The 18,556-nt window shown below is 55.5% G+C and carries 15 protein-coding genes; 6 read left to right on the top strand and 9 right to left on the bottom strand.

Features of this window, described 5'->3' with window-relative positions:
• Positions 1–345 precede the first annotated feature (345 nt).
• From ACNKIB_RS10040 to ACNKIB_RS10030, 3 genes are all read right to left on the bottom strand, one after another.
• On the bottom strand, positions 346–771 hold the full coding sequence (locus tag ACNKIB_RS10040) for a hypothetical protein (protein ID WP_417910413.1): 426 nt from the start codon (positions 769–771) through the stop codon (positions 346–348).
• Positions 772–897: 126 nt separating this feature from the next.
• Positions 898–1,824: a FlgO family outer membrane protein gene (locus tag ACNKIB_RS10035; protein ID WP_417910412.1), complete on the bottom strand. Its 927-nt coding sequence runs from the start codon at positions 1,822–1,824 to the stop codon at positions 898–900.
• Between the two features lie 50 nt (positions 1,825–1,874).
• Positions 1,875–3,428 carry a hypothetical protein gene (locus tag ACNKIB_RS10030; protein ID WP_417910411.1) on the bottom strand — a complete coding sequence of 518 codons (1,554 nt, stop codon included), beginning with the start codon at positions 3,426–3,428 and terminating at the stop codon, positions 1,875–1,877.
• A gap of 142 nt (positions 3,429–3,570) precedes the next feature.
• On the opposite strand from ACNKIB_RS10030, the gene ACNKIB_RS10025 reads away from it, so the two are divergent.
• Positions 3,571–4,716: a cyclic nucleotide-binding domain-containing protein gene (locus ACNKIB_RS10025; RefSeq protein WP_417910410.1), complete on the top strand. Its 1,146-nt coding sequence runs from the start codon at positions 3,571–3,573 to the stop codon at positions 4,714–4,716.
• On the opposite strand, the gene cobO is transcribed toward ACNKIB_RS10025, so the two are convergent.
• Entirely contained in the window at positions 4,713–5,327 is a 615-nt protein-coding gene (gene cobO / locus ACNKIB_RS10020) for a cob(I)yrinic acid a,c-diamide adenosyltransferase (protein WP_417910409.1), read from the bottom strand. The two genes, ACNKIB_RS10025 and cobO, sit on opposite strands and share 4 nt — an antisense overlap.
• A gap of 189 nt (positions 5,328–5,516) precedes the next feature.
• Here cobO and ACNKIB_RS10015 point away from each other — a divergent pair, with 189 nt between their 5' ends.
• Positions 5,517–7,985, top strand: coding sequence for a putative bifunctional diguanylate cyclase/phosphodiesterase (locus tag ACNKIB_RS10015; RefSeq protein ID WP_417910408.1), 2,469 nt, complete (start codon positions 5,517–5,519; stop codon positions 7,983–7,985).
• Here the strand turns inward: ACNKIB_RS10015 and ACNKIB_RS10010 are convergent.
• Positions 7,966–8,727, bottom strand: a complete 762-nt coding sequence (locus tag ACNKIB_RS10010; RefSeq protein ID WP_417910407.1) for a 16S rRNA (uracil(1498)-N(3))-methyltransferase — start codon at positions 8,725–8,727, stop codon at positions 7,966–7,968. The genes ACNKIB_RS10015 and ACNKIB_RS10010 overlap by 20 nt on opposite strands.
• Positions 8,728–9,049: 322 nt before the next feature.
• On the opposite strand from ACNKIB_RS10010, the gene ACNKIB_RS10005 reads away from it, so the two are divergent.
• The 3 genes from ACNKIB_RS10005 to ACNKIB_RS09995 all read left to right on the top strand — a co-directional run bounded on the left by ACNKIB_RS10005 (position 9,050) and on the right by ACNKIB_RS09995 (position 13,321).
• Positions 9,050–9,472, top strand: a complete 423-nt coding sequence (locus ACNKIB_RS10005) for a hypothetical protein (RefSeq protein WP_417910406.1) — start codon at positions 9,050–9,052, stop codon at positions 9,470–9,472.
• 138 nt (positions 9,473–9,610) lie between these two features.
• On the top strand, positions 9,611–13,105 hold the full coding sequence (locus tag ACNKIB_RS10000) for a tetratricopeptide repeat protein (protein ID WP_417910405.1): 3,495 nt from the start codon (positions 9,611–9,613) through the stop codon (positions 13,103–13,105).
• Positions 13,106–13,138: 33 nt separating this feature from the next.
• Positions 13,139–13,321 (top strand): hypothetical protein, encoded by a 183-nt coding sequence (locus ACNKIB_RS09995; protein WP_417910404.1) that lies wholly within the window; start codon positions 13,139–13,141, stop codon positions 13,319–13,321.
• Positions 13,322–13,496: 175 nt separating this feature from the next.
• Here ACNKIB_RS09995 and ACNKIB_RS09990 read toward each other — a convergent pair whose 3' ends face one another.
• Genes ACNKIB_RS09990 through rpe form a run of 3 tightly spaced genes read right to left on the bottom strand, consistent with a single transcriptional unit; the run spans position 13,497 to position 16,095 of the window.
• Complete coding sequence (locus tag ACNKIB_RS09990; RefSeq protein WP_417910403.1) at positions 13,497–15,098, bottom strand: glucose-6-phosphate isomerase; 1,602 nt, start codon at positions 15,096–15,098, stop codon at positions 13,497–13,499.
• A 19-nt stretch (positions 15,099–15,117) separates the two neighbouring features.
• Positions 15,118–15,393: a hypothetical protein gene (locus ACNKIB_RS09985; RefSeq protein WP_417910402.1), complete on the bottom strand. Its 276-nt coding sequence runs from the start codon at positions 15,391–15,393 to the stop codon at positions 15,118–15,120.
• Between the two features lie 3 nt (positions 15,394–15,396).
• Complete coding sequence (rpe, locus tag ACNKIB_RS09980) at positions 15,397–16,095, bottom strand: ribulose-phosphate 3-epimerase (protein ID WP_417910401.1); 699 nt, start codon at positions 16,093–16,095, stop codon at positions 15,397–15,399.
• 524 nt (positions 16,096–16,619) lie between these two features.
• Between rpe and ACNKIB_RS09975 the strand changes: the two genes are divergently transcribed.
• Positions 16,620–16,970, top strand: a complete 351-nt coding sequence (locus tag ACNKIB_RS09975; RefSeq protein ID WP_417910400.1) for an STAS domain-containing protein — start codon at positions 16,620–16,622, stop codon at positions 16,968–16,970.
• 49 nt (positions 16,971–17,019) lie between these two features.
• On the opposite strand, the gene der is transcribed toward ACNKIB_RS09975, so the two are convergent.
• Complete coding sequence (der, locus tag ACNKIB_RS09970; protein WP_417910399.1) at positions 17,020–18,381, bottom strand: ribosome biogenesis GTPase Der; 1,362 nt, start codon at positions 18,379–18,381, stop codon at positions 17,020–17,022.
• Positions 18,382–18,556 lie beyond the last annotated feature (175 nt).

Genomic DNA, 18,556 nt, shown 5'->3' with positions numbered 1-18,556 from the left:
TTTGTTACGATTTTAGGCGTATCCGTCGCCGAAAACGTTGCATTCGCCGCTTGAAACGCCCTGATTCACGTTTAAATCGAGTTGATTTACACTTAAATCGGGGCGAATAACGCTTCAATCATCGTGATTCACGCTTCAACCAAGTCGTTTCACGCTTCAATCGGCTCATTTTAAGCGTGAAACGTGACGGTTTACGTGTGAACCAAAGCAGTTCACGCGTGAATCATGTTGCTTCACGCTTAAAACGGGATGCTTCACGCGTGAATCGTCTCGCTTGAAGCGTGAATTGCGACGATTCAAGCGTGAAACGTGGCAAACGAAGTGAGACGTTCCCCCGCTTCATCTTTATAGTTTCCGGCTCACCTGAACCGTGACTGTCCTGCTGTTCCAATCCACATTCAGGACGTGGACAAGGAAAACTCCTGTTGAGGAGGCAAACTCCTGGCTGCCGATGCCAACTGTTGGAAGAGTGATTTCTTCCTTGCCAGCAGGCGCGATGGTGAGCGTGACCATACCGAGTTCCTTATTGAAGACAATAGACAGATCTGTTTTCGCCGCTTTAATGGAATGTGGCTGATTTTCATGGAGCGTTGCGGAAAACGGGCCGGAAGTTGCCTCCGTTTCAACAGGCTCAACCGGCGCAGGCTTATCTTCCAGACCAATACATTGCCGAATCTCTGGAGTTGCAAGCGCAACTATTGTGCCAACTATGAAAGCAAGCAGGGCAAGAATAAAATTCTTGTCCCATTGTTTGCCGTTATTCTGCTCCATTTCCGTGTTTCAATGAATCAATGCGCAGCGCGGGAGGGAACCTTGCCCTGCCGCTGCAAAAGGTTACGCGATCTAGGCAAATCGTGATACGTATCACGACGCATGAATGAATTCATTGCAAGATAATTATTTTTTTGACAATCTAATTTTCCTGAAAGGAATTTTAAAGTATCTATTGATAGATGCGGTTATCTCTAACAACTGAATAGGTTCATCTGAATATATAGTCGGTACATTGTCAAAACTAACATCTACCTCTATTTTTGCCTCTTGGATAAACCTAATCCTTATATGGCTTGTACTTATTTTATTATTTAATCGAATTTCTGATAGTGGGTATTCATTTCCATACGCGAACATTTTTGTTTCAGATATGATTGTCGTTCCAATTGTAAAATCTCTATCTTCTCCGTTGTTTGTTATCAGCAATGAGCATGTAACTCTCGCTGCATTCGCTCTGCATCTAAGGAGTTCAAATATAACACCCTCCTTTTCCACTATGAAGGTAGACTTTGCTGGAGGCGGTGGTGGCGTAACAGGTGACACCTCTTTCCCAATCAGATCATTAATCGCCTGCGTCTTCGCAAAATTGCTTTTTGCAGAATCAATAATGTCAGCAGTTTCCGAATCCAAAACTTTTACCGTCAGCCGCATATTATCGCCAAAAGGTGTCAGAGTTCCCGTCACTAGCGCGTCAACTCCGGCAATCTTTCCCAGTTTGCTTGCCGTTGCCGGATCAATCAGGCCGGTCGCCGAGAGCTTGTTCTCCTTGATGATGCTCTTCAAATGGGTGCGGTCAATCACCCGTAAGCCTTTGCCCGCGCCTGCCAGCGCAACCGAAAACTCCTCAGCAATGAACTTGTCAAGCTGTGTCACATTGCCTTCCAAATCGGTGAAATCCACCACCGCCACTGTCTTCTTGCCTTTCCCAGCAATCTTCTGCGCCATTTGCGCGGAGAGCTGCTCAATCTCCTTCTCATAGCCAAACGCCGAAGACACCAGCAGCGAAAGAAACATCGCCGCGCCGCAAACCGAAAAAATCCTCTTGTTCATGGTAATATCCTCCTTGCAATTGGAAATAGTTTTTATTGTATCACCGAAACTTAAATCTGCCTTCTGCACGCCGCTGCAAAATCCTCTGGAAAATGACTGCTGATGTAGCGGTGCTGCGCTTCGCTGAACGCGCCCATTGACCACGGCAGCTTGGGCAGGAAGGCATAAAGCAGCCGTTGGCCGTTGCGAATGCCGATGCGCTTGGAGTATTCAAGGGATGTCACCATCCGCGCTCTGAGTTTGGCAAAAATATGCTGGGCGAGCAGAATGCCTTGATCTATCGAAGTGCGCACCGCTGCGTCCGCCTCCAGCACGTTACCCACTGGCTGGCCGTCTGCGTCAGCAATGATCATGAGCTGCAATTCCCACTGCGATGTCTGCGCTTTTGGAACAAAGAGCAGCACATGTTCATCTTCATGGACAATCAAACTGCGCTCTTTCTGCTGGTCGTTGTCTGTGCGCACGTTCTCGCGGATGCAGCGCAGGTAGTCGCGGAAGAAATCGCCGCCGTACTGCGCAACTGCTTCCGCCACTTGATCACCGCAGCTGTAGCTGGGTATTGCGCCGCCGTCTGTCAGCTCGACTTCCTCCGGCACAATGGCGTACTGCTGATGAATCATTTGGTGCGAGGCGTGCAGACGATAACCGGAGCCGGAAAAATCGTAGCCGAAATTCCAGCCCCAGAGCGTGGCCGGATGCTGGCCGCCGTTCTCCGCTTCTGCTGCCAGCACCTGTTTCCGCAGCGATTCCAATTCGTCTTCCGTCAGGCTGCGTTTGGGCAGATCAAGAGGAAGGCCGAACTGCCCGGCCAGAGTAACAATCATTCGTTGATAATAAAGATGGCGCAGGCCGCGCATGTCGGACGAGGTTAAATCAGATGTGCGGTAGCGGACAGCATCATGGGCCATGTTGGCCGCGTAATGGCCCCACGGAATATAGGAATTACGGCGCAGGTACTCAAACACATGGGTGTCATCCTGCGCAAACCGCCCGATGATCTCGCTGTTGCCCTGCACGCCGGGCCGCAGCACCATGATCTCTTTATATTGATCAGGCAGATACGGATTGTTGGCAATGGTCTCGAACAGCTCGAAGTCATCGATGTCCGCCTTGCCAGGCCGCAGATATTTCAGGCCAATTGGCTGACCTTTGCCGTCAAACTCCATCCGGCAGCAGCTTTGCGCCAGCAGCATCAACTCGTCAGGGTCAGTGGAGTTAGCAGCCAGGGCATACTTCAGCGGCATGGGCAGGCGGTCGAGAATGCTCTGCCGCTCTTGTAAACCAAAGGACTGCGACAGCGAGCAAGCCGAAGGCGGCTCCAAGCAAATCATGCTCGGATTCTCGGCCCGCGCTGCTGCCCAGACGGAATCAATATAGGTTACGCCGTGAAAGGGAAAGGCATTGGGGATTTCGTAAATCCAGCGGCCTTCCAGTTCTTGGACATCACCGGGCGGGAAGTTGGCCTGATTGTCCACCGCAGTTCCGTCAGGCAATGAGCCGAGGCGCAGAGAAACATCTTGATTCCTCAGATTGCGAACAGCATAGCTGGGTTGGTGCAGGCCGACCCGAAATGTGCCTGTGGGACTAACGCAGGTTCTCAGCATAGCATTGTCCGGCGGCAGCCGGAAAGAAACAGGTTTTTCGACAAAAACGTTGCGTTCATGAAAATTTTCTGGTCATAATAGACCATGCGGCATGATTTTTCACCTCATTTTCGGAGAGAGCGGCAGGGCGCGTCAGCAGACGATGGGAGTTCCACGAGTCATTTTTCGGGTGTGCGAAACCCTGAACTGTCCGAAATTCCAGTACGGCGACTCCTTCACGGTTTCCGGCGTGGCGGTGATGATGCGGACCAACGGCGACAGCTCCTTTGTCAGCAGTACAGCTGTTCATGCTAATCAGAGCCGAGAAAACTGCGAAATCCTCTACGGCGATTTGGTCAAAATCATCATCAAGTACGAGCGTGCTGACCAAATCCCGGACTGCTTGATCTCCTGTACCGGCTGCACAGGGTCTCTCCGCCTTGAGCATACCAGAAACCCCAGACAGGGGCCGGAACAGGAGGCTTTACTGCGGAACAACAAAGAACTTGCCGCCCTGCTGGAAGACCTGAGCCGCTTCCCCTTTTTTCAGATCATCAGCCCAGAAAGCCTGGCTGAATTGCTGCGGAGTGCCGAGCTGGAGGAGTTCAAAAAGGACGACATCATCATTCGCCAGGGCGAGCCAGGCAGCAAGTTGTACATTGTTGCTGAAGGCAAGGTGAATATCCTCAACGACACCGGCATTTCCATCTCGACCTTGGAGCAGGGCGAAATTTTCGGCGAGATGAGTTTGATTTGCGACGAGAACATTGGAGCCACAGTGCAAGCGGCAATGGACTGCAAAATTCTCAGCGTCCACCATCACCATTTTCAGCTCGTGCTGGACCGCTATCCGACTATGCAGCGCTATTTCACCAAGCTGATGGCCCAGCGTTTGAGCCGTTCTAATAAAATCCGCTTTGACGACTATGCCTCTGGCATGATTGGCAGATTAGAGGAAATTCCGCCTGAAGCCCTATTCCAGACTCTGCATACCAATGGCAAAACCGGCATCCTCACCATCACTGAAGTGCCAAAAGGTACAGCCCGCTTTTCGATGCGGCAAGGTGCGTTGATCAAGGCTTCTTACGACGGGCTGAAGGGCAAGGAAGCGTTTTTTCGCATACTCCGGGAGAAGAAAGGGCGCTTCAAGTTCAATCCCGGTCTCCCCAAAGAGGATTTCGACGTGCCGGAGATTGGCTATTTTATGAAGCTGCTCATGGAAGGCCTCCAACAGCTTGATGAAGACCGCTCTTCCCCCAGGAAACGGCGGCAGGAACCGGAGGAAGGAGATGAACCTGTCTCGCCTTAAAATTCGATGCCTTGCTGCGCCCTGATTCCCTGCCGGTAGGGGTGTTTAACCTCGTGCATCTCTGTGACCAAGTCAGCGGCTTGCAGCAACCGCTCGCCAGCTCCTCGACCGGTGACGACCACATGCACAGAAGGACTGCGCCGGGTCAGCGTGTCCAGAATTTCTTCCTCGGCTAGCATCTTATAGCGGATCAGGTAGGTCAATTCATCTAGCACCACGAGCTGATGCCGACCTTCAGCCAAGATTCTCTTGGCCAGTTCCCAGCCTGCGTGGGCAGCGGCAGTGTCCTTTTCCAGATCGTTGGATTTCCAGGTGAAGCCCCGGCCTACAACGTGAAAATCGAGCAGATCGGCAAAACGGTGCGCTGCTGTCAGCTCGCCGTACTTCCAGCTCCCTTTGATGAACTGGATGAAACAGACTGGCCAGCCGTGGCCAAGGGAACGCAGGGTAAGGCCGAGGGCGGCAGTAGTTTTGCCTTTACCGTTACCGGTATAGACCATCAGTAGGCCCTTCCGCTGTTCCTCAAACGACACGCCTTGCTGGTCAGACTGGAAGTCTGGCAACAACATTTCCGTGCTCAGGAGTTGTTTTCTCGGCAGGTCTGATTGCATGGCGTTTTGATAGAAAACAGCTGGGATATACGACAGATAAAGCCTGCCCGGTCATTGACCGCAGCCGGAATACATGGTATTTTCACCAACAGAGAAATGACGGGCAGCCCGCTGGATTTTCTACCGCCGTTTTTGTTGCGGGCGGCGCAGGGTGTACAGTAAATCTTTTACTCTTCCGATGCAATATCTATGATTCTCTTCTGTGAGGAATGCGGACAGCGGAACAGCATCACTCTGACCCCGGCCTTAATTGAGACCAACAGCTTCACCTGCCAATTCTGCCGGTTCAGAAGCCCTTTTCCCTTTCTTGATAAAAACAAGAACAGCACCAGTGCCAGTGCGGTCATTGCCTGGTACCCGGAGACGCTGCGCCTACCTGCTTCTGCCGAGCAACAGGAGACTGTCTTCCAGCTCGATTTTGAGGTGATGGGGATCCAGGAGCCACAGCTAACTGTCGAGCCATTCCGCCAGTTCGCCCGCTTGATTACGGTGGCAAAGACCGGCCTGGCCAGCTTTAGCATCACGGTTAGGCCAGTGGCAAAGAGCAAGGGGCTGCCGCTGGGTCACAGTGTGCCGGTACTCATCTTCTGTGAAGAGAACATCATGAGCTGGGGCACTATTGCCTTAGCCCGCGAGCCACAGGGGGCGGGAGTAGCAAATGTCCTTCCTGACCAGAAGGCGGAAAAGCCGCAGGAGAGCCAGCTCACTATTGCGCCAGAACCAGAGTTGCCGCCGACAGAGATACTCGAGGAGGACAGCGCATCAGAACCTCCAACAGGAGATGTCAGCGTAGAGATTCTCCATCAGCAGCTCACGCAGTATAAGGCCCAGCTCCATCAAGCCAGAACCGCCTCCTTCAGGATGCAGAAGGAGCTGTCTATCCGGCGGCAGGTCATGGACAGCCAGAGCTGCGGCATTCTCTTTGTCAGTCAGGAGCAGCAGGTTGTGTATGCCAATCCGGTCTTCCTCAACCGCTGCGGCTGCACGTTGAATGCGGTGCAGACCAAAAACCTTGACCAGCTCATCACGCTGACTGAACCAGAGCTAACCGTGGCAGAGGCCCTGAAGGAGGCTGAGGAAAAGGGTAACTGGCAGGGCAAGGCCGTTCTAAAAGACAGGCAGGAGGAGCAGAACTGCCAGCTCCAGCCCTCTGCCATCTCCATCACCCGCAGCGAGGGCGACGAGGAAGGTCGAGAAAAAGGCTATATTTGTCTGCTCTTACCGCAAGATACAGCTACTGCCCTCAAACACTGCGCTGAGTCATCTGAAGCCAAAGAGAGCCAGCTCTCTTCCAGCCTTGGCCTCGACGCCCTGACCGGCTTGGCGAATCGGCCTTCCTTTCAGCAGTACCTTGAGGATTCCATCTCGTTGCTTGGCAAAGAGTCGGAGAGCGGCATTGCCTTGATTTATGTTGATCTTGATCATTTCAAACGAATCAACCGTATCTTCGGCCCTGGCTTTGGTGATAAGATCTTGTGCAGCGTTGCCACCATCCTGAAGAAATGCGCTGACGATGCTGGAGCTGATTTAGTGGCCCGGGTCAGCGGAGACGAGTTCGCCATCGTCTTGCCACCTCCTGCTGACCGCGAACGAGCGAAGAAGTTGGCCGAGAAGATTATGTTTCGCTTCCGCACGCCGCTGGACAACGAATCCCGGGCCATCCTGATCCGGCCCAGCATTGGCTTTAGCATCTACCCAGATGACGGCGGCAGTCCATTAGAGATCCTGCGCAACGCAGACACGGCCATGGAGGCTGCCAAAAGCGAGGGCGGCAACCGGATCAGCCAATGGGACAGTGGCATGAAAATACAGGCTGCTGACAGCCTGTATTTAGAGAATGACCTGCGCAAGGCCGTGGCAGATAACGAGCTGATCAACTACTATCAGCCGCAAGTCAGCCTGACCAACGGCTCTATCTGTGGCATGGAAGCCCTAGCCCGCTGGGTGCATCCGATGAAGGGGATGATCTCGCCTGCGGCCTTTATCCCCATTGCTGAATCAACAGGCCTGATTGAGAAGATGGGCCTGGATTTGATTCGCAAGGCCTGCATACAAGGGAAAAAGTGGCGGGACATGGGTTTTAAGAAGTTCATCATGGCTGTTAACCTATCCGGCAGACTCCTTCGCCGACGCGATCTCTATCATCAGATCATGAGCTGCATTGAAGGCAGCGGTTATCCACCTGAAGGACTGGAAGTCGAGTTCACGGAAGGCGTACTGATCGAGAATATGGACTTCACCGTTGATCTGATCAACAAGCTTAGAGCGCAGGGGGTTAAGACAGCGATTGATGACTTTGGCACTGGCTATTCTTCCCTCAGTTACCTACAACATCTGCGGGTCGATAAGATCAAGATAGATCGCTCCTTCATTACCAATGTCACCACCAACAAGACGGATGCAGCCATCACCCTGGGTATTATCTCCATTGCCAAGAACCTAGGCTTCCGGGTGATTGCAGAGGGGATCGAGACCGAAGAGCACCTCTTCTTCTTGCAGAAGAGCCGTTGTGATGAAGGCCAGGGCTATCTCTTCAGCACACCGATCTCCGAGAAAGACATGACTGCACTCCTCCTACGCGACTCCAGCGTGGCCCTCAGCCACAAGCGGATGATCGACAAGTTCTATTCGGTGCTGGCTACAGATAAGCGGAAGTAGTGACGCTCGAAATCCTTTGCAGCAGGTCTATCTGCCCTAAGAGGACGGTCACTGCTGTATCTACATGCAGGATTCTCGATCCCATAGTAAAGCCAGCAAAGCCCTGCTCCTGAAAACACGCCACCTCGAAGTTATTCCAACCTCCTTCTGGGCCTATGGCCAGAAGGATGCTCTCCTTATGATGACGCGGCCAGACCTCAGGCAGCGTGTTTTCCAAGCCAGGGTGCGCCAGCAGTCGGCAGCCAGTCCTAGCCATTGCCGGCAGCAGATCGTACATAAAGATCTTAAACTGTGGATGGATGCAGACCTCAGGTAGGCGAGTATCCACAGCTGCTTGCTGGAGGCCCTCTAACAGTAGCTCTTGGAGCTTGTGCGGCAGCAAGACCGGGGAGTGAAAGAACGACTTCTCCACCTTAGCCGAGCGTAGCAGATGAATCCGGCGCACGCCCAGGGTAGCTGCTTGCTTGAGAATGCGCTGGAGCATGATCGGGCGAGGCAGGGCGAGAATCAGCTCGACCAGTGGCGGCGGTGGCGGCTCTCGGTCAAGCTGCACCTTGAGCGTCACGGTTTGCATATCCAGGTCAAGGACTTTCCCCTGCCCCAGCTTACCATTGATGATCCCCAGACGCAGCGTATCACCAACCGCCAGCCCTAGTATCTTGCGGATATGCTCTGCCCTGAAGTCTGTCAGCTGGACGATATCACCTTCAATCTCTTCTTGGGCCAAGAGAACAAGATTCATCTACAGTAGTTCCTCCTGGTTAGATTGGCTAGGTGTGGTCGCATCTTCCCCCTCTCTTCAAGCGTTATTCTCCTCAAGAAAAGACAGCACCTCGAGCGAATTGCACCTTAGCTCCTCTGTCTCTGCTCTTCTGTTGAATGATTATAACCACATCTCTGCTAGATCTGCATTGATTTTTAGCAACTGAGTGGTAATGTTCCGCTCATGCGGGGTGAAACGGAGGCACAGGAAGGTTCCGCGCCGGAATGACCATCCTGCTGCCTTTGTTGAGTCATTTATCCCGCCTCAGTTTACTGTATCCACCTTAACCAAAGAGGACACCATGCCCAGCCCCTTCACCCCCGACCAGCTCACCAGCCTGTCCCTTCAGATTGACCAGCAGCTTACGCAGCTACAGGACGAATCAGCACTGTCCCCGCTCAAGGATGGCGACTTAGTGCCACAGGACATCACTGACAGATTGCCAGCGCAGTGGCAGGCCATTGCCGCAGCGACCAACGAGGAGCCGCGCAGCTTCTGGCAGCGGTTTAAGCAGGCAGCGCACAGCGATCTGTGCGACGAGGGCGGCGTGCTGAATGCGCAGTGGCAGCGATACCGCGACCTGAGCAGCAAAAGCGTGCTGGAGTCCTTCGGAGCTATCCTCGTGGGAATGGGCTATTCCGGTAATGCCCTGCACATCTTGGCTGTGGCCCTTGCGGTGATTGTCCTGCACATTGGCCTGAAAGCCATTTGCGAGGAATACTGACCAGCTCGCTCTGAGGAGCCTATGAAATATCTTCAGAGGAGCCTCGGACCAAAACTCTGAGGCTCCTCTGGCCAAAGTTCTGAGGATCCTCTCTCGAAATTGGCGATCAGGCATCTTTATATTGAAGGAGTATTGATCATGCCCCTTGAACTGCGTCTTGTCTTTTCCAACCCGACCCATGTGTCCGTCTCTCTGTCTGGTGAGTACCCGGACAGCAGCCAGTCAGCTCAGTTCATCAGTCCGCTGACAGAGGACAATCTCAAAGAAATAGGCTGGTATGTGGAGAAATACGCCACTACCTACTCTGCCGAGCCGGATGATGAACGGGCCGCCGCAGTCCGCGACAAGCTGCCGGTCTGGGGAGCTGCCTTGTTCTCCGCCGTATTCGACAGCGACCGCAAAGCAGAGAGGCTCTTTAATCGCTTCGTGGAGGCTGCGGAGGAAGGCCGTGTCCTCAGCATTGCCGCCGATCATCCGGCTGTGCTCTCCCTGCCGTGGGAGCTGCTTGCCACGCCGGGCGGCTCCTTTCTCTTCAACGAGAACCCACCGATCTCCATCCGCCGGGGCTTGCCGAGCGCAGGACAAGGACGCAGCCCGCAGCCACGTGCTGCCAAGACTGCGCTGCATCTGCTCTTTATCCTCAGTCGGCCAGACGAAGCTGGCTTCATCAACCCGCGCGGCGATGCAGAGGCGGTGCTTGATGCCCTCGACAAGCAGGAACAGGCACGGGTGGAAGTGGAGTTCCTCCGCCTGGCCACGCTGAAGGCTCTGCGCACGCGGCTGGAGGATGATCGTCTCCCCAAGGTAGATATTATCCACTTTGACGGCCACGGCGTATTAGCCAGCGGTGACGGTACTGACAGGAAGCAGGGCTGGCTTCTCTTTGAGGGCGAGTGGGGCGGTACAAAAAGAGTTTCGGGCAAGGTCTTTGGCGACCTGCTCAATAGCAATCATACCGGTTTAGTGGTGCTCTCGGCCTGTCGGTCGGCGATGATGGACAGCGAAGACCCGATGAGCGGCGTGGCGGACCAGCTCGTTCATGCGGGCATTCCTACGGTCATCGCCATGAGCTACAGCGTCTTGGTGACGACAGCAGAGCAGCTCTTTGCCGAGTTCTACCGCAGCCTGTTCATGGGCAGGAGTGTGGCCCGCTCGCTGGACGAAGCCCGGCACGCTCTCTGCGCCAAGTCTGAGCGCATCACCCAGCTACGCGGTGCGGGCGGCGCAGAGGAGTTTAAGCTGGAACTGCACGACTGGTTCCTGCCAACCCTGTATCAGAGCGGGAACGACATGGCCCTGCTCAGTGCGGCGGATGCGGACAGCCTGCCGCCGAAAGCGGAGCCGCTCTCCAATCTGCCTAAGCCGAAGCGGCCCGGCTTCTTTGGCCGCAGCAAGGAGCTGTGGCAGATCGAACGCTTCTTTGCAGTGAACAGCTGCCGCCGTATCTCGATCACCGGCTTTGGCGGCCAAGGCAAGACCGCGCTGGCCTTGGAAGCAGGCCGCTGGCTGCTGCGTACCAAGCTCTTCGAGCGGGCCTGCTTTGTCAGCTTTGCCAGCTATCAAGGGCTTGACCCGGTGGCTGTGGCCATCAGCACCATGAGCGCGGTTTTGCAGGAAAGTCTGGTGGATGCGGCTGCTGCCGAGGCATCGCTGAAGCGCGTGCCCACTCTGCTGATTCTCGACAACTTGGAGAGCTTGGCCGACGGGCGCGGGCTGCATGAGCTGCTGGATGCCGCCGCGCTGTGGTCAGAGGCCGGAGCAAGCCGCGTCCTGCTCACCTCGCGGCAGCCGGACTTCCATCATCCTGCCTATCCGCTGGCAGGCAGCTTTGATCATCGGCACCTGCTCTTGCAGGGATTGCAAGAGAACGATGCCGTGGCCTGGTTCGATAAGATGTACAGCTTATCACCAGAGCCAACCATGCCCCGGCCACCACGCGATGTCTTGGTCAGGCTCTTTGAGAAGGTGGGTTTTCATCCCCTGTCCATCAGCCTGCTGGCGCAGCAGCTGAAGGAGCGCGCCGCCTCTGATGTGGGCGAACGGCTGGAGGCCTTGCTGGCCTTGCAGCCCGTGAACCGGGAAGACCGCAGCCTGCTCGCCTCGCTGGAGCTGTCCATTGAGCGACTGCCCAAGCACTGCCTGCCGCTGCTGAACAGGCTGGGTGTCTTTGCCGGGGGAGGATTGGAAGCGATAGTGGAGGATGTGACCGGCATTGAGGAGGCAGACTGGCAGGAGCTGCGCAGCCATCTGCTCCGGGCCGGACTGATGGAGGACGAGCGGCTGTCGGTGGTTGACATGACCTTTCTCCGCTTCCACCCGACCTTAGCCCCGGCCTTATGGCAAAAGTTGGGCATGGAGGAGCAAGAAGAACTGCTGGAACGCTATCAGCAGGTGTATCATCAACTTTCCGCAATGCTGTACGAGCTGGACAGAACGACTCCCCATGCCGCCCGCGCCATTGCCCAGCACGAGCTGCCCAATCTGCTCCGAGCAGTCCATGCCGTCTTGCAGACAGGCAGGAGTGAGGAGAGCGTGGACTTTGCTGAAAGGGTTAGTTGGTTTCTCCGATACTTCGGGCTGCGGCGGGACTGTCAGGAACTGGCAGAGGCGGCAGCCAAGCCAGGCGACGCAGTCGGCTCGCAGGCATGGTTCCTCTCCCGCAGCAACTTAGGCGAGCAGCTCCAGGCGAGCGGCCAGATTGCCGCAGCAGCACAGGTCTTTCAGGAGATATTGGCTGAAATTAAGGAGACAGCAAGCTATAATCGCTGCATCACCCTGCACAGGCTTGGCCGATGCTACGACTTTCAAGGCCAGTTTGCTCAGGCTGAGCAGCTCTACCGACAGGTACTGGCCGAGCTGGCCCAGTTGGAGCAGTACGAACAGGTCAGACGAGAAACCGGCTTTGCCTGGACTGACTTGGCTGATCTGCTAACTGCTAAAGGGTGCTGGAGGGGAGCAAAGGAGGCATATCAAGCAGGCTTGGAGATTGCTGAAGAGCAAGGCGATACGCGAAGTGTTGCGGTAAGCAAAGGACAGCTCGGCACCTTGTTCAGAATGCAAGGCAAGCTGGCTGAGGCAGCAGAGCGATATATAGAAGCCCTGTCCCTCTTTCAGCGCATCAACGAGCCTACCAGCGAGGCTGTGCTTTGGTATCAGTTGGGCAGGGTGCATCAGGAGGGAAAGAATTGGGCAGCGGCAGAGCAGGCCTATCGGCAATCCTCTCGATTGAAGGAGGAGCAGGGCTTGATTGTTGGCACAAATGGGGCTGGCACAAGCTGGCAGCAGCTTGCCCAAGTCTGCGAGGCCACAGGCCGTGCGGCAGAGGCGGAGCAGTGGTACAGCAAGGCCTTGGCAGCTTTCAAAGAGGGAAAAGACTGGCCCAATGCTGCCCATGCCCTCAGCAATCTTGCCAGCCTGCTGGCCAAAGACCCAGCTCGTTTGGACGAGGCCCGTGCCTTGGCTGAGGAATCGCTGGCCATTAAGGAAACCCTTAATCCGGCAGCAGCGCAGATATGGATAATCTACGATATTCTTGCCGACATCGCCAGCCAGCAGGGAGAGAGCAACCAAGCTGCGGCCTACCGCGCCAAGAGCAGGCAGGTATATTTGGCCTTCCCCGGCTGGCGGCAGTAGCTTCGGCAGCATGAAGCCCTGATTGCAGCGGTGGTGCAGGGCAGCGGCGTGGAAGCTGCCTTAGCCCGTTACGGCGAGGCGGGGGCAAACGTGAAAGCCGCCATCCAGCGCATCCTCAGCGGCGAGCGCGATGAAGGCACCCTCTGCGAGCCGCTGAATTATATGGAGGCCGCTGTCATCCGCGCCATATTGGAGGGGATTGGTGGGAAAGGGTAGGGGCAAAAAATCTTTTGCCCCTACAGGTGGCGGGGAGACTGGAGGCTGTGAATTTCCGTCACAGCAGAGTGAGGCAAACTGCCTCAGCAGGGTGAGGCAACCTGCCTCAGCAGAGTGAGGCAAACTGCCTCAGCAGAGTGAGGCAAACCGTCACAGCCGGGTGTGGCCGCGCAGCTCACCCGGCCATGCCCGCCGCCTTGAGCAGGCTGCTCTCTGATGCGTCTGCGCTGAGTGCCTTTTCCCCGGACAACGCAGCTAAGAGGCGGTCGGCCAGCACCTTGCCGAGCTGCACGCCCTCCTGATCAAAGGAGTTGATGTTCCAGCAGAAGCCTTGGAAGGCGATGCGGTTCTCATAGAGGGCAAGCAGTGCGCCCATTGTGTATGGGGTGAGTTGCTCGGCGATCAGCACTGAGCTGGGCCGGTTGCCTGCGAAACGCTTGTTCGGGTTGTCGTGCTCGCGTCCCTGCGCCATTGCCAGCGACTGGGCCAGCATGTTGGCGACCAGCTTCTGCTGCGAGGTCGTGCCGCTTACCGTGATGTCCCGCCCATGCTGCGAGCGGCGGAAGCCAATGAATTCAGCTGGCACGATCTCTGTGCCCTGATGCAGGAGCTGATAGAAGGCGTGCTGGCCGTTGGTGCCTGGCTCGCCCCAGACGATAGGGCCGGTCTTCCACGTCACTGGATTGCCCAAGCGACTGACCTGCTTGCCGTTGCTCTCCATGTCGCACTGCTGGAGATGCGCCGGGAAGCGAAGCAGGGCTTGGCTGTAGGGCAGCACGGCTACGGTGTTGCAGCCGAGGAAGTTGCGGTTCCAGATGCCAAGCAGGGCCATGAGCAAGGGCAGGTTGCTGTGGATGTCCGCCTGAGCAGCCGCTGTGTCCATCTCATACGCCCCACGCAGCACCTCGATGAACTGCTCGTAACCGAGCGCAAAGCCCAGTGTCACTCCGCCGACCATCGAGGTCGCTGAATACCGCCCGCCGATGTAGTCATACATGTGGAAGGAGGCGCGATACTTGGCCGGATCATCCATCGGGCTGCCCGCGCCAGTCACCGCGACCAGATGCTTGGCCGGATTCAGCCCGGCCTCAGTCAGGGCCGCGCGCACCAGCTCCTCGTTGGTGCGGGTCTCCAGCGTGCTGCCGCTCTTGGACACCACGTTGATCAGGGTGCGGGAGAGGTCGAGACTGGCTAAAACGGCAGCGGCATCGTCTGGGTCAACGTTGGCGATGAAGCGGGCGGCGCGTCCGGGCAGGCGGTATTTCTCCAAGGCCAGATACAGGGCGCGGGGGCCAAGGTCAGAGCCGCCGATGCCGACTTGCAGCATGGTGGTGAAGTGCTCACCCTTGGCGTTGCAGATGGTGCCGCTCTCCACGTCCACCAAGAAGCTGCGCAGCCGGGCGAGCTGCTCCTTGGCCTGGGCTGTGGCTTCCGGCGCAAGCGGCGTGTCGCTGAACACATCACGGCAGGCAGTGTGCAAGACCTGCCGCTCTTCGCTGGCATGACCGACGATCCGGTTCATCACTGCGCCGCGCTGCATCGCTTGGTGCTGCGCCACCAGCCCGGCCTCGTCGGCCAGCTCTTGCAAGGCAGCCAGCACACGGTCGTCAACCCGCTGGGTGGCGTAGAGCAAATCAAAGCCGCAGGCCGAGGCGCGGCTGGCGGCAATGCGCTCCGGCGGCAGGCTGTCAGACTGGGCTAGGTTGTAGGGCTGCTGCGCCAGGTACGCCAACTTCTGCACTGCCTTCAAGTCAGCAAAGTCCTTCCATGTCGTCATTCTTGGTATCCTCCTTTGTTCAGCACACCAACAGGTCTAAGGAATGCAGATAGCCGAGCGCGGCAAGCCACCCGGCAATGCCGAGCACCACATCGTCCCAGCTCCAGAGCTGCTTGCTCCAGAGGTCAAGGGCCTCTTTGATCACATTCACCGCCAGGCCGGAAAGGTAGAGCGGTGGCCAGTACACGCCGAGCAGGGTGAGCACGAAGCCCCAGAAGAAATGCGTCTGGAGATCGAAGCGGAAGACCCGCATGACGATCTCGCCCCAGTGCTGATACCGCTCCAGCAGGGTCATGATTCACTTGCCCTTAGCCAGCTCCTTCATCTCGCGAATGACTGCTGCGTAGTCTGGCTGGCCGTACACAGCCGAGCCAGCCACAAAGATGTTGGCACCAGCCTCAGCCATCGCCTTGATGGTCTTCGGGCTGATGCCGCCGTCAATCTCAATGCCTGCCGCCGGGTTGACCTCGTCGAGCATGGCGCGCAGCTTGCGGCACTTGCCCAGCGTCGAGGGAATGAAGGACTGGCCGCCGAAGCCAGGGTTGACGCTCATCAGCATGACTAAGTCCACTTCCTCCAGCACATAGTCCAGCGCAGACAGCGGCGTAGCGGGATTGAGCACCGCGCCAGCCTTCTTGCCGAGGTTGCGGATAGCGTGCAGCGTCCGGTGCAGATGCACGCAGGCCTCGGCATGGACGGTAATCCAGTCGGCCCCGGCCTCAGCAAAGTCCTTCAGGTAGCGGTCTGGCTCAGTGATCATCAGATGCACGTCCAAGGGCAGCTGCGTCACCTTCCGCACCGCCTTCACCACCAGCGGGCCTATGGTGATGGCTGGGACAAAGTGCCCGTCCATCACATCAATGTGGATCACGTCAGCACCAGCGGCTTCTACGGCCTTGATCTCCTCACCAAGGCGGGAGAAGTCGGCGGAGAGGATGGAGGGGGCGAGCATCAGGTTGGTCATAATATCAGCTGCCCAGTTGCGGCAGGATTTCATGGGGTCAGATGAGAGTTGTAGGCAAAACAATATTCCACTGCCGATACCAGGCATAGCATCTTTACCTTAATCGAATCGCTCGACAATGGCAAGGGAGAGCGGAAGGAAGCTGATTTCGGTGGGTAAAAAATATACATGGAATCATCGTATTGAGTAAAAAATACCCATTTCAAGCTGCTAAACAGAGAACCCGACTGCAAGTTATCTGCTTGCGGATTTAAAAAGTTGAACTCTTTTTGAATGGAAAAACAACAGGTTGGTAATGATTCTCAACTATAACGCTGCGCAGCAGCCTAATCAGGCACAATTATTGCATTGCGAAGAAAAAATAACGTGTTAAAATTCTTGTTCTTCCTGCTAAGAAAAAAGCAGAGGATAAAATACAAAAAAGTTTTGCTTTCACCTTGACAGAAGGGTATATTTTTTTGTACTCTAAAAAATATATAAGAATGAGTACTAAGAGAGAAGTGATTGCGCAGCCAGTTGGAGATCAATCCAACGTTTTTGATAGAGGAAATTTAATCATGACTATTCAAGATTATGATAATTACATGTTAGTTCGCTATGAAGACAGTCGGTTTGATTCCCGTACTGCCCCTGTTTTTCGGAAAACCATGAATGCAAGGATAGGAAAAAAGATAGCTCCGCCAAAAGCTGTTATCCTTGATTTGCATGGTGTGAATTTTATAGATCTCAGCGGACTCGGAGCCATTCTTTCCGTCATGCAGCCTGTTCAAAAGAAGACAAAGCTGCTGCTCTGTGGTGCTGAAGAAAATGTCAGAAATATCTTCTCAGTAACCCACCTTGACAGCATTTTTAAAATGTACCAAAATGCAGAAGAAGCCGCAAAGGCAGTGCCTATGACTGTGAATTAAAGCAACACTGCTGAACCTTTTGCGCTAAGGCCTGGCATTATTGTCGGGCCTATTCATTTTCTCCCCCTTCCTTTCCCCCCTTCGTTCTGCCGCTTCTCTCCCGAAACAGTAGTCGCAGCGGTACCCGGTCTAGCCCCAATCCTTCCCGAAAGCGGTTCGTCAGATAGCGCTGATAGGAGAAATGAATCCCTTTGGGATAGTTGGCAATCACCGCAAACGAGGGCGGGGCTGTGCTAATCTGGGCAGTATAAAAGAGCTTCAGCCTGCGGCCCTGATACATGGGCGGCTCATGCTTGGCTTTGGCCTCTTCTAACAGCCGGTTAAGGGCAGCAGTGGGAAAACGCTGATAGAACTGGCGGTGCATCTTGCCCATTTCCGGGAAGAGCCGCTTGATGCCTGAGCCAGTCTTGGCCGAGACCTTGAACACCGGGGCAAAGGGGATGAACTTGACCGCCTCCTCCACCGCTGCAAGGAGCTGCTCCTGCCGCTTCTTGTCGCCTTCGATCAAATCCCACTTGTTGATTAAAATAAGGAGCGCGCGGCCGTGCTCTTGGGTGTAGCCAATCACTTTGGTGTCCTGCTCAGTGATGCCTTCTTCCGCATCAATCAGCACTGCCGCGATGTCGCAGCGGGTAAGGGATTTGAGAGCCTTGAGAATGGAAAATTTTTCCAGCTTGTCCTGGGTCTTGCCCTTACGCCGGATGCCAGCCGTGTCAATAAGCAGGTAGCTGTGCTCGTCTCGGGTCAACAAGGTGTCAACAGAGTCGCGGGTTGTACCTGCAACCTCAGAGACAATCATTCGCTCTTGGCCCATGATGGCGTTGATCATCGAGGACTTGCCCACATTGGGCCGACCAAGAAATGCCAGGCGAATAGTGCTCTCTGGGAGTTCCGGCGGGGCTTCGGTGGTGCCCAATTTCTCGACTAAGGCATTCATTAAGGTGCCGAAACCGTAGGAGTGATCAGCAGACAAGGCCCAGAGCTGGTCAACGCCCAGCTCCCAGAACGGGGTTAACAGGCTGTCCTCAATCTCGGGCGAGTCAATCTTGTTGACCGCAAAAAAGACTGTCTTGTCAGTGCGCCGGAGCAGATCCACCAACTCATGATCACCAGGCATTACCCCCTGGCGGCCATCCAAAAGCAGGATGATAATGTCCGCCTCCTCGATTGCCTGCATAGCCTGATGGCGGATATGATCGCTGAAACCATCGCCATCCTCAATGCCGCCAGTATCCACCAGCATAAAGGACTGCTCTTCCCAGCTGGCCTGCGCATAATGCCGGTCGCGGGTGACACCAGGGGTTGGATCAACAATTGCATCGCGGCTACGGGTGATGCGGTTAAATAAAGTGGACTTGCCGACATTTGGCCGGCCAATCAGAGCGACTAAGGGGCAGGAGGCGGAGTTCAAAGCGATTCAGGGCGAGGGTTAAAGACTGCTCATTTTGTGCAGACACTGCTCAGTGACGTAACAGAGGCAAGGATACTCGTCTGCGGGGATTTTGGCAAGCAGGCTGTGAGGAAGGCTCCAAGGTCAGACGATGCCCAGCTTGCAGAGGTCTTCCCCGCAAGTGCTTTCGGGCCAG

Origin of the sequence: Candidatus Electronema sp. PJ, from assembly GCF_048287395.1 — a bacterium.
GTDB lineage: Bacteria > Desulfobacterota > Desulfobulbia > Desulfobulbales > Desulfobulbaceae > Electronema.
The sequence above is the reverse complement of the archived record's forward strand: the minus strand, read 5'-3'. Positions and strand labels throughout refer to the sequence as shown.

Coding starts and splice junctions, on each gene's coding strand:
- ACNKIB_RS10040 (WP_417910413.1), bottom strand. CDS start 771: ATGGAGCAGAATAACGGCAAACAATGGGACAAGAATTTTATTCTTGCC.
- ACNKIB_RS10035 (WP_417910412.1), bottom strand. CDS start 1,824: ATGAACAAGAGGATTTTTTCGGTTTGCGGCGCGGCGATGTTTCTTTCG.
- ACNKIB_RS10030 (WP_417910411.1), bottom strand. CDS start 3,428: ATGCTGAGAACCTGCGTTAGTCCCACAGGCACATTTCGGGTCGGCCTG.
- ACNKIB_RS10025 (WP_417910410.1), top strand. CDS start 3,571: ATGGGAGTTCCACGAGTCATTTTTCGGGTGTGCGAAACCCTGAACTGT.
- cobO (WP_417910409.1), bottom strand. CDS start 5,327: ATGCAATCAGACCTGCCGAGAAAACAACTCCTGAGCACGGAAATGTTG.
- ACNKIB_RS10015 (WP_417910408.1), top strand. CDS start 5,517: ATGATTCTCTTCTGTGAGGAATGCGGACAGCGGAACAGCATCACTCTG.
- ACNKIB_RS10010 (WP_417910407.1), bottom strand. CDS start 8,727: ATGAATCTTGTTCTCTTGGCCCAAGAAGAGATTGAAGGTGATATCGTC.
- ACNKIB_RS10005 (WP_417910406.1), top strand. CDS start 9,050: ATGCCCAGCCCCTTCACCCCCGACCAGCTCACCAGCCTGTCCCTTCAG.
- ACNKIB_RS10000 (WP_417910405.1), top strand. CDS start 9,611: ATGCCCCTTGAACTGCGTCTTGTCTTTTCCAACCCGACCCATGTGTCC.
- ACNKIB_RS09990 (WP_417910403.1), bottom strand. CDS start 15,098: ATGACGACATGGAAGGACTTTGCTGACTTGAAGGCAGTGCAGAAGTTG.
- ACNKIB_RS09985 (WP_417910402.1), bottom strand. CDS start 15,393: ATGACCCTGCTGGAGCGGTATCAGCACTGGGGCGAGATCGTCATGCGG.
- rpe (WP_417910401.1), bottom strand. CDS start 16,095: ATGAAATCCTGCCGCAACTGGGCAGCTGATATTATGACCAACCTGATG.
- ACNKIB_RS09975 (WP_417910400.1), top strand. CDS start 16,620: ATGACTATTCAAGATTATGATAATTACATGTTAGTTCGCTATGAAGAC.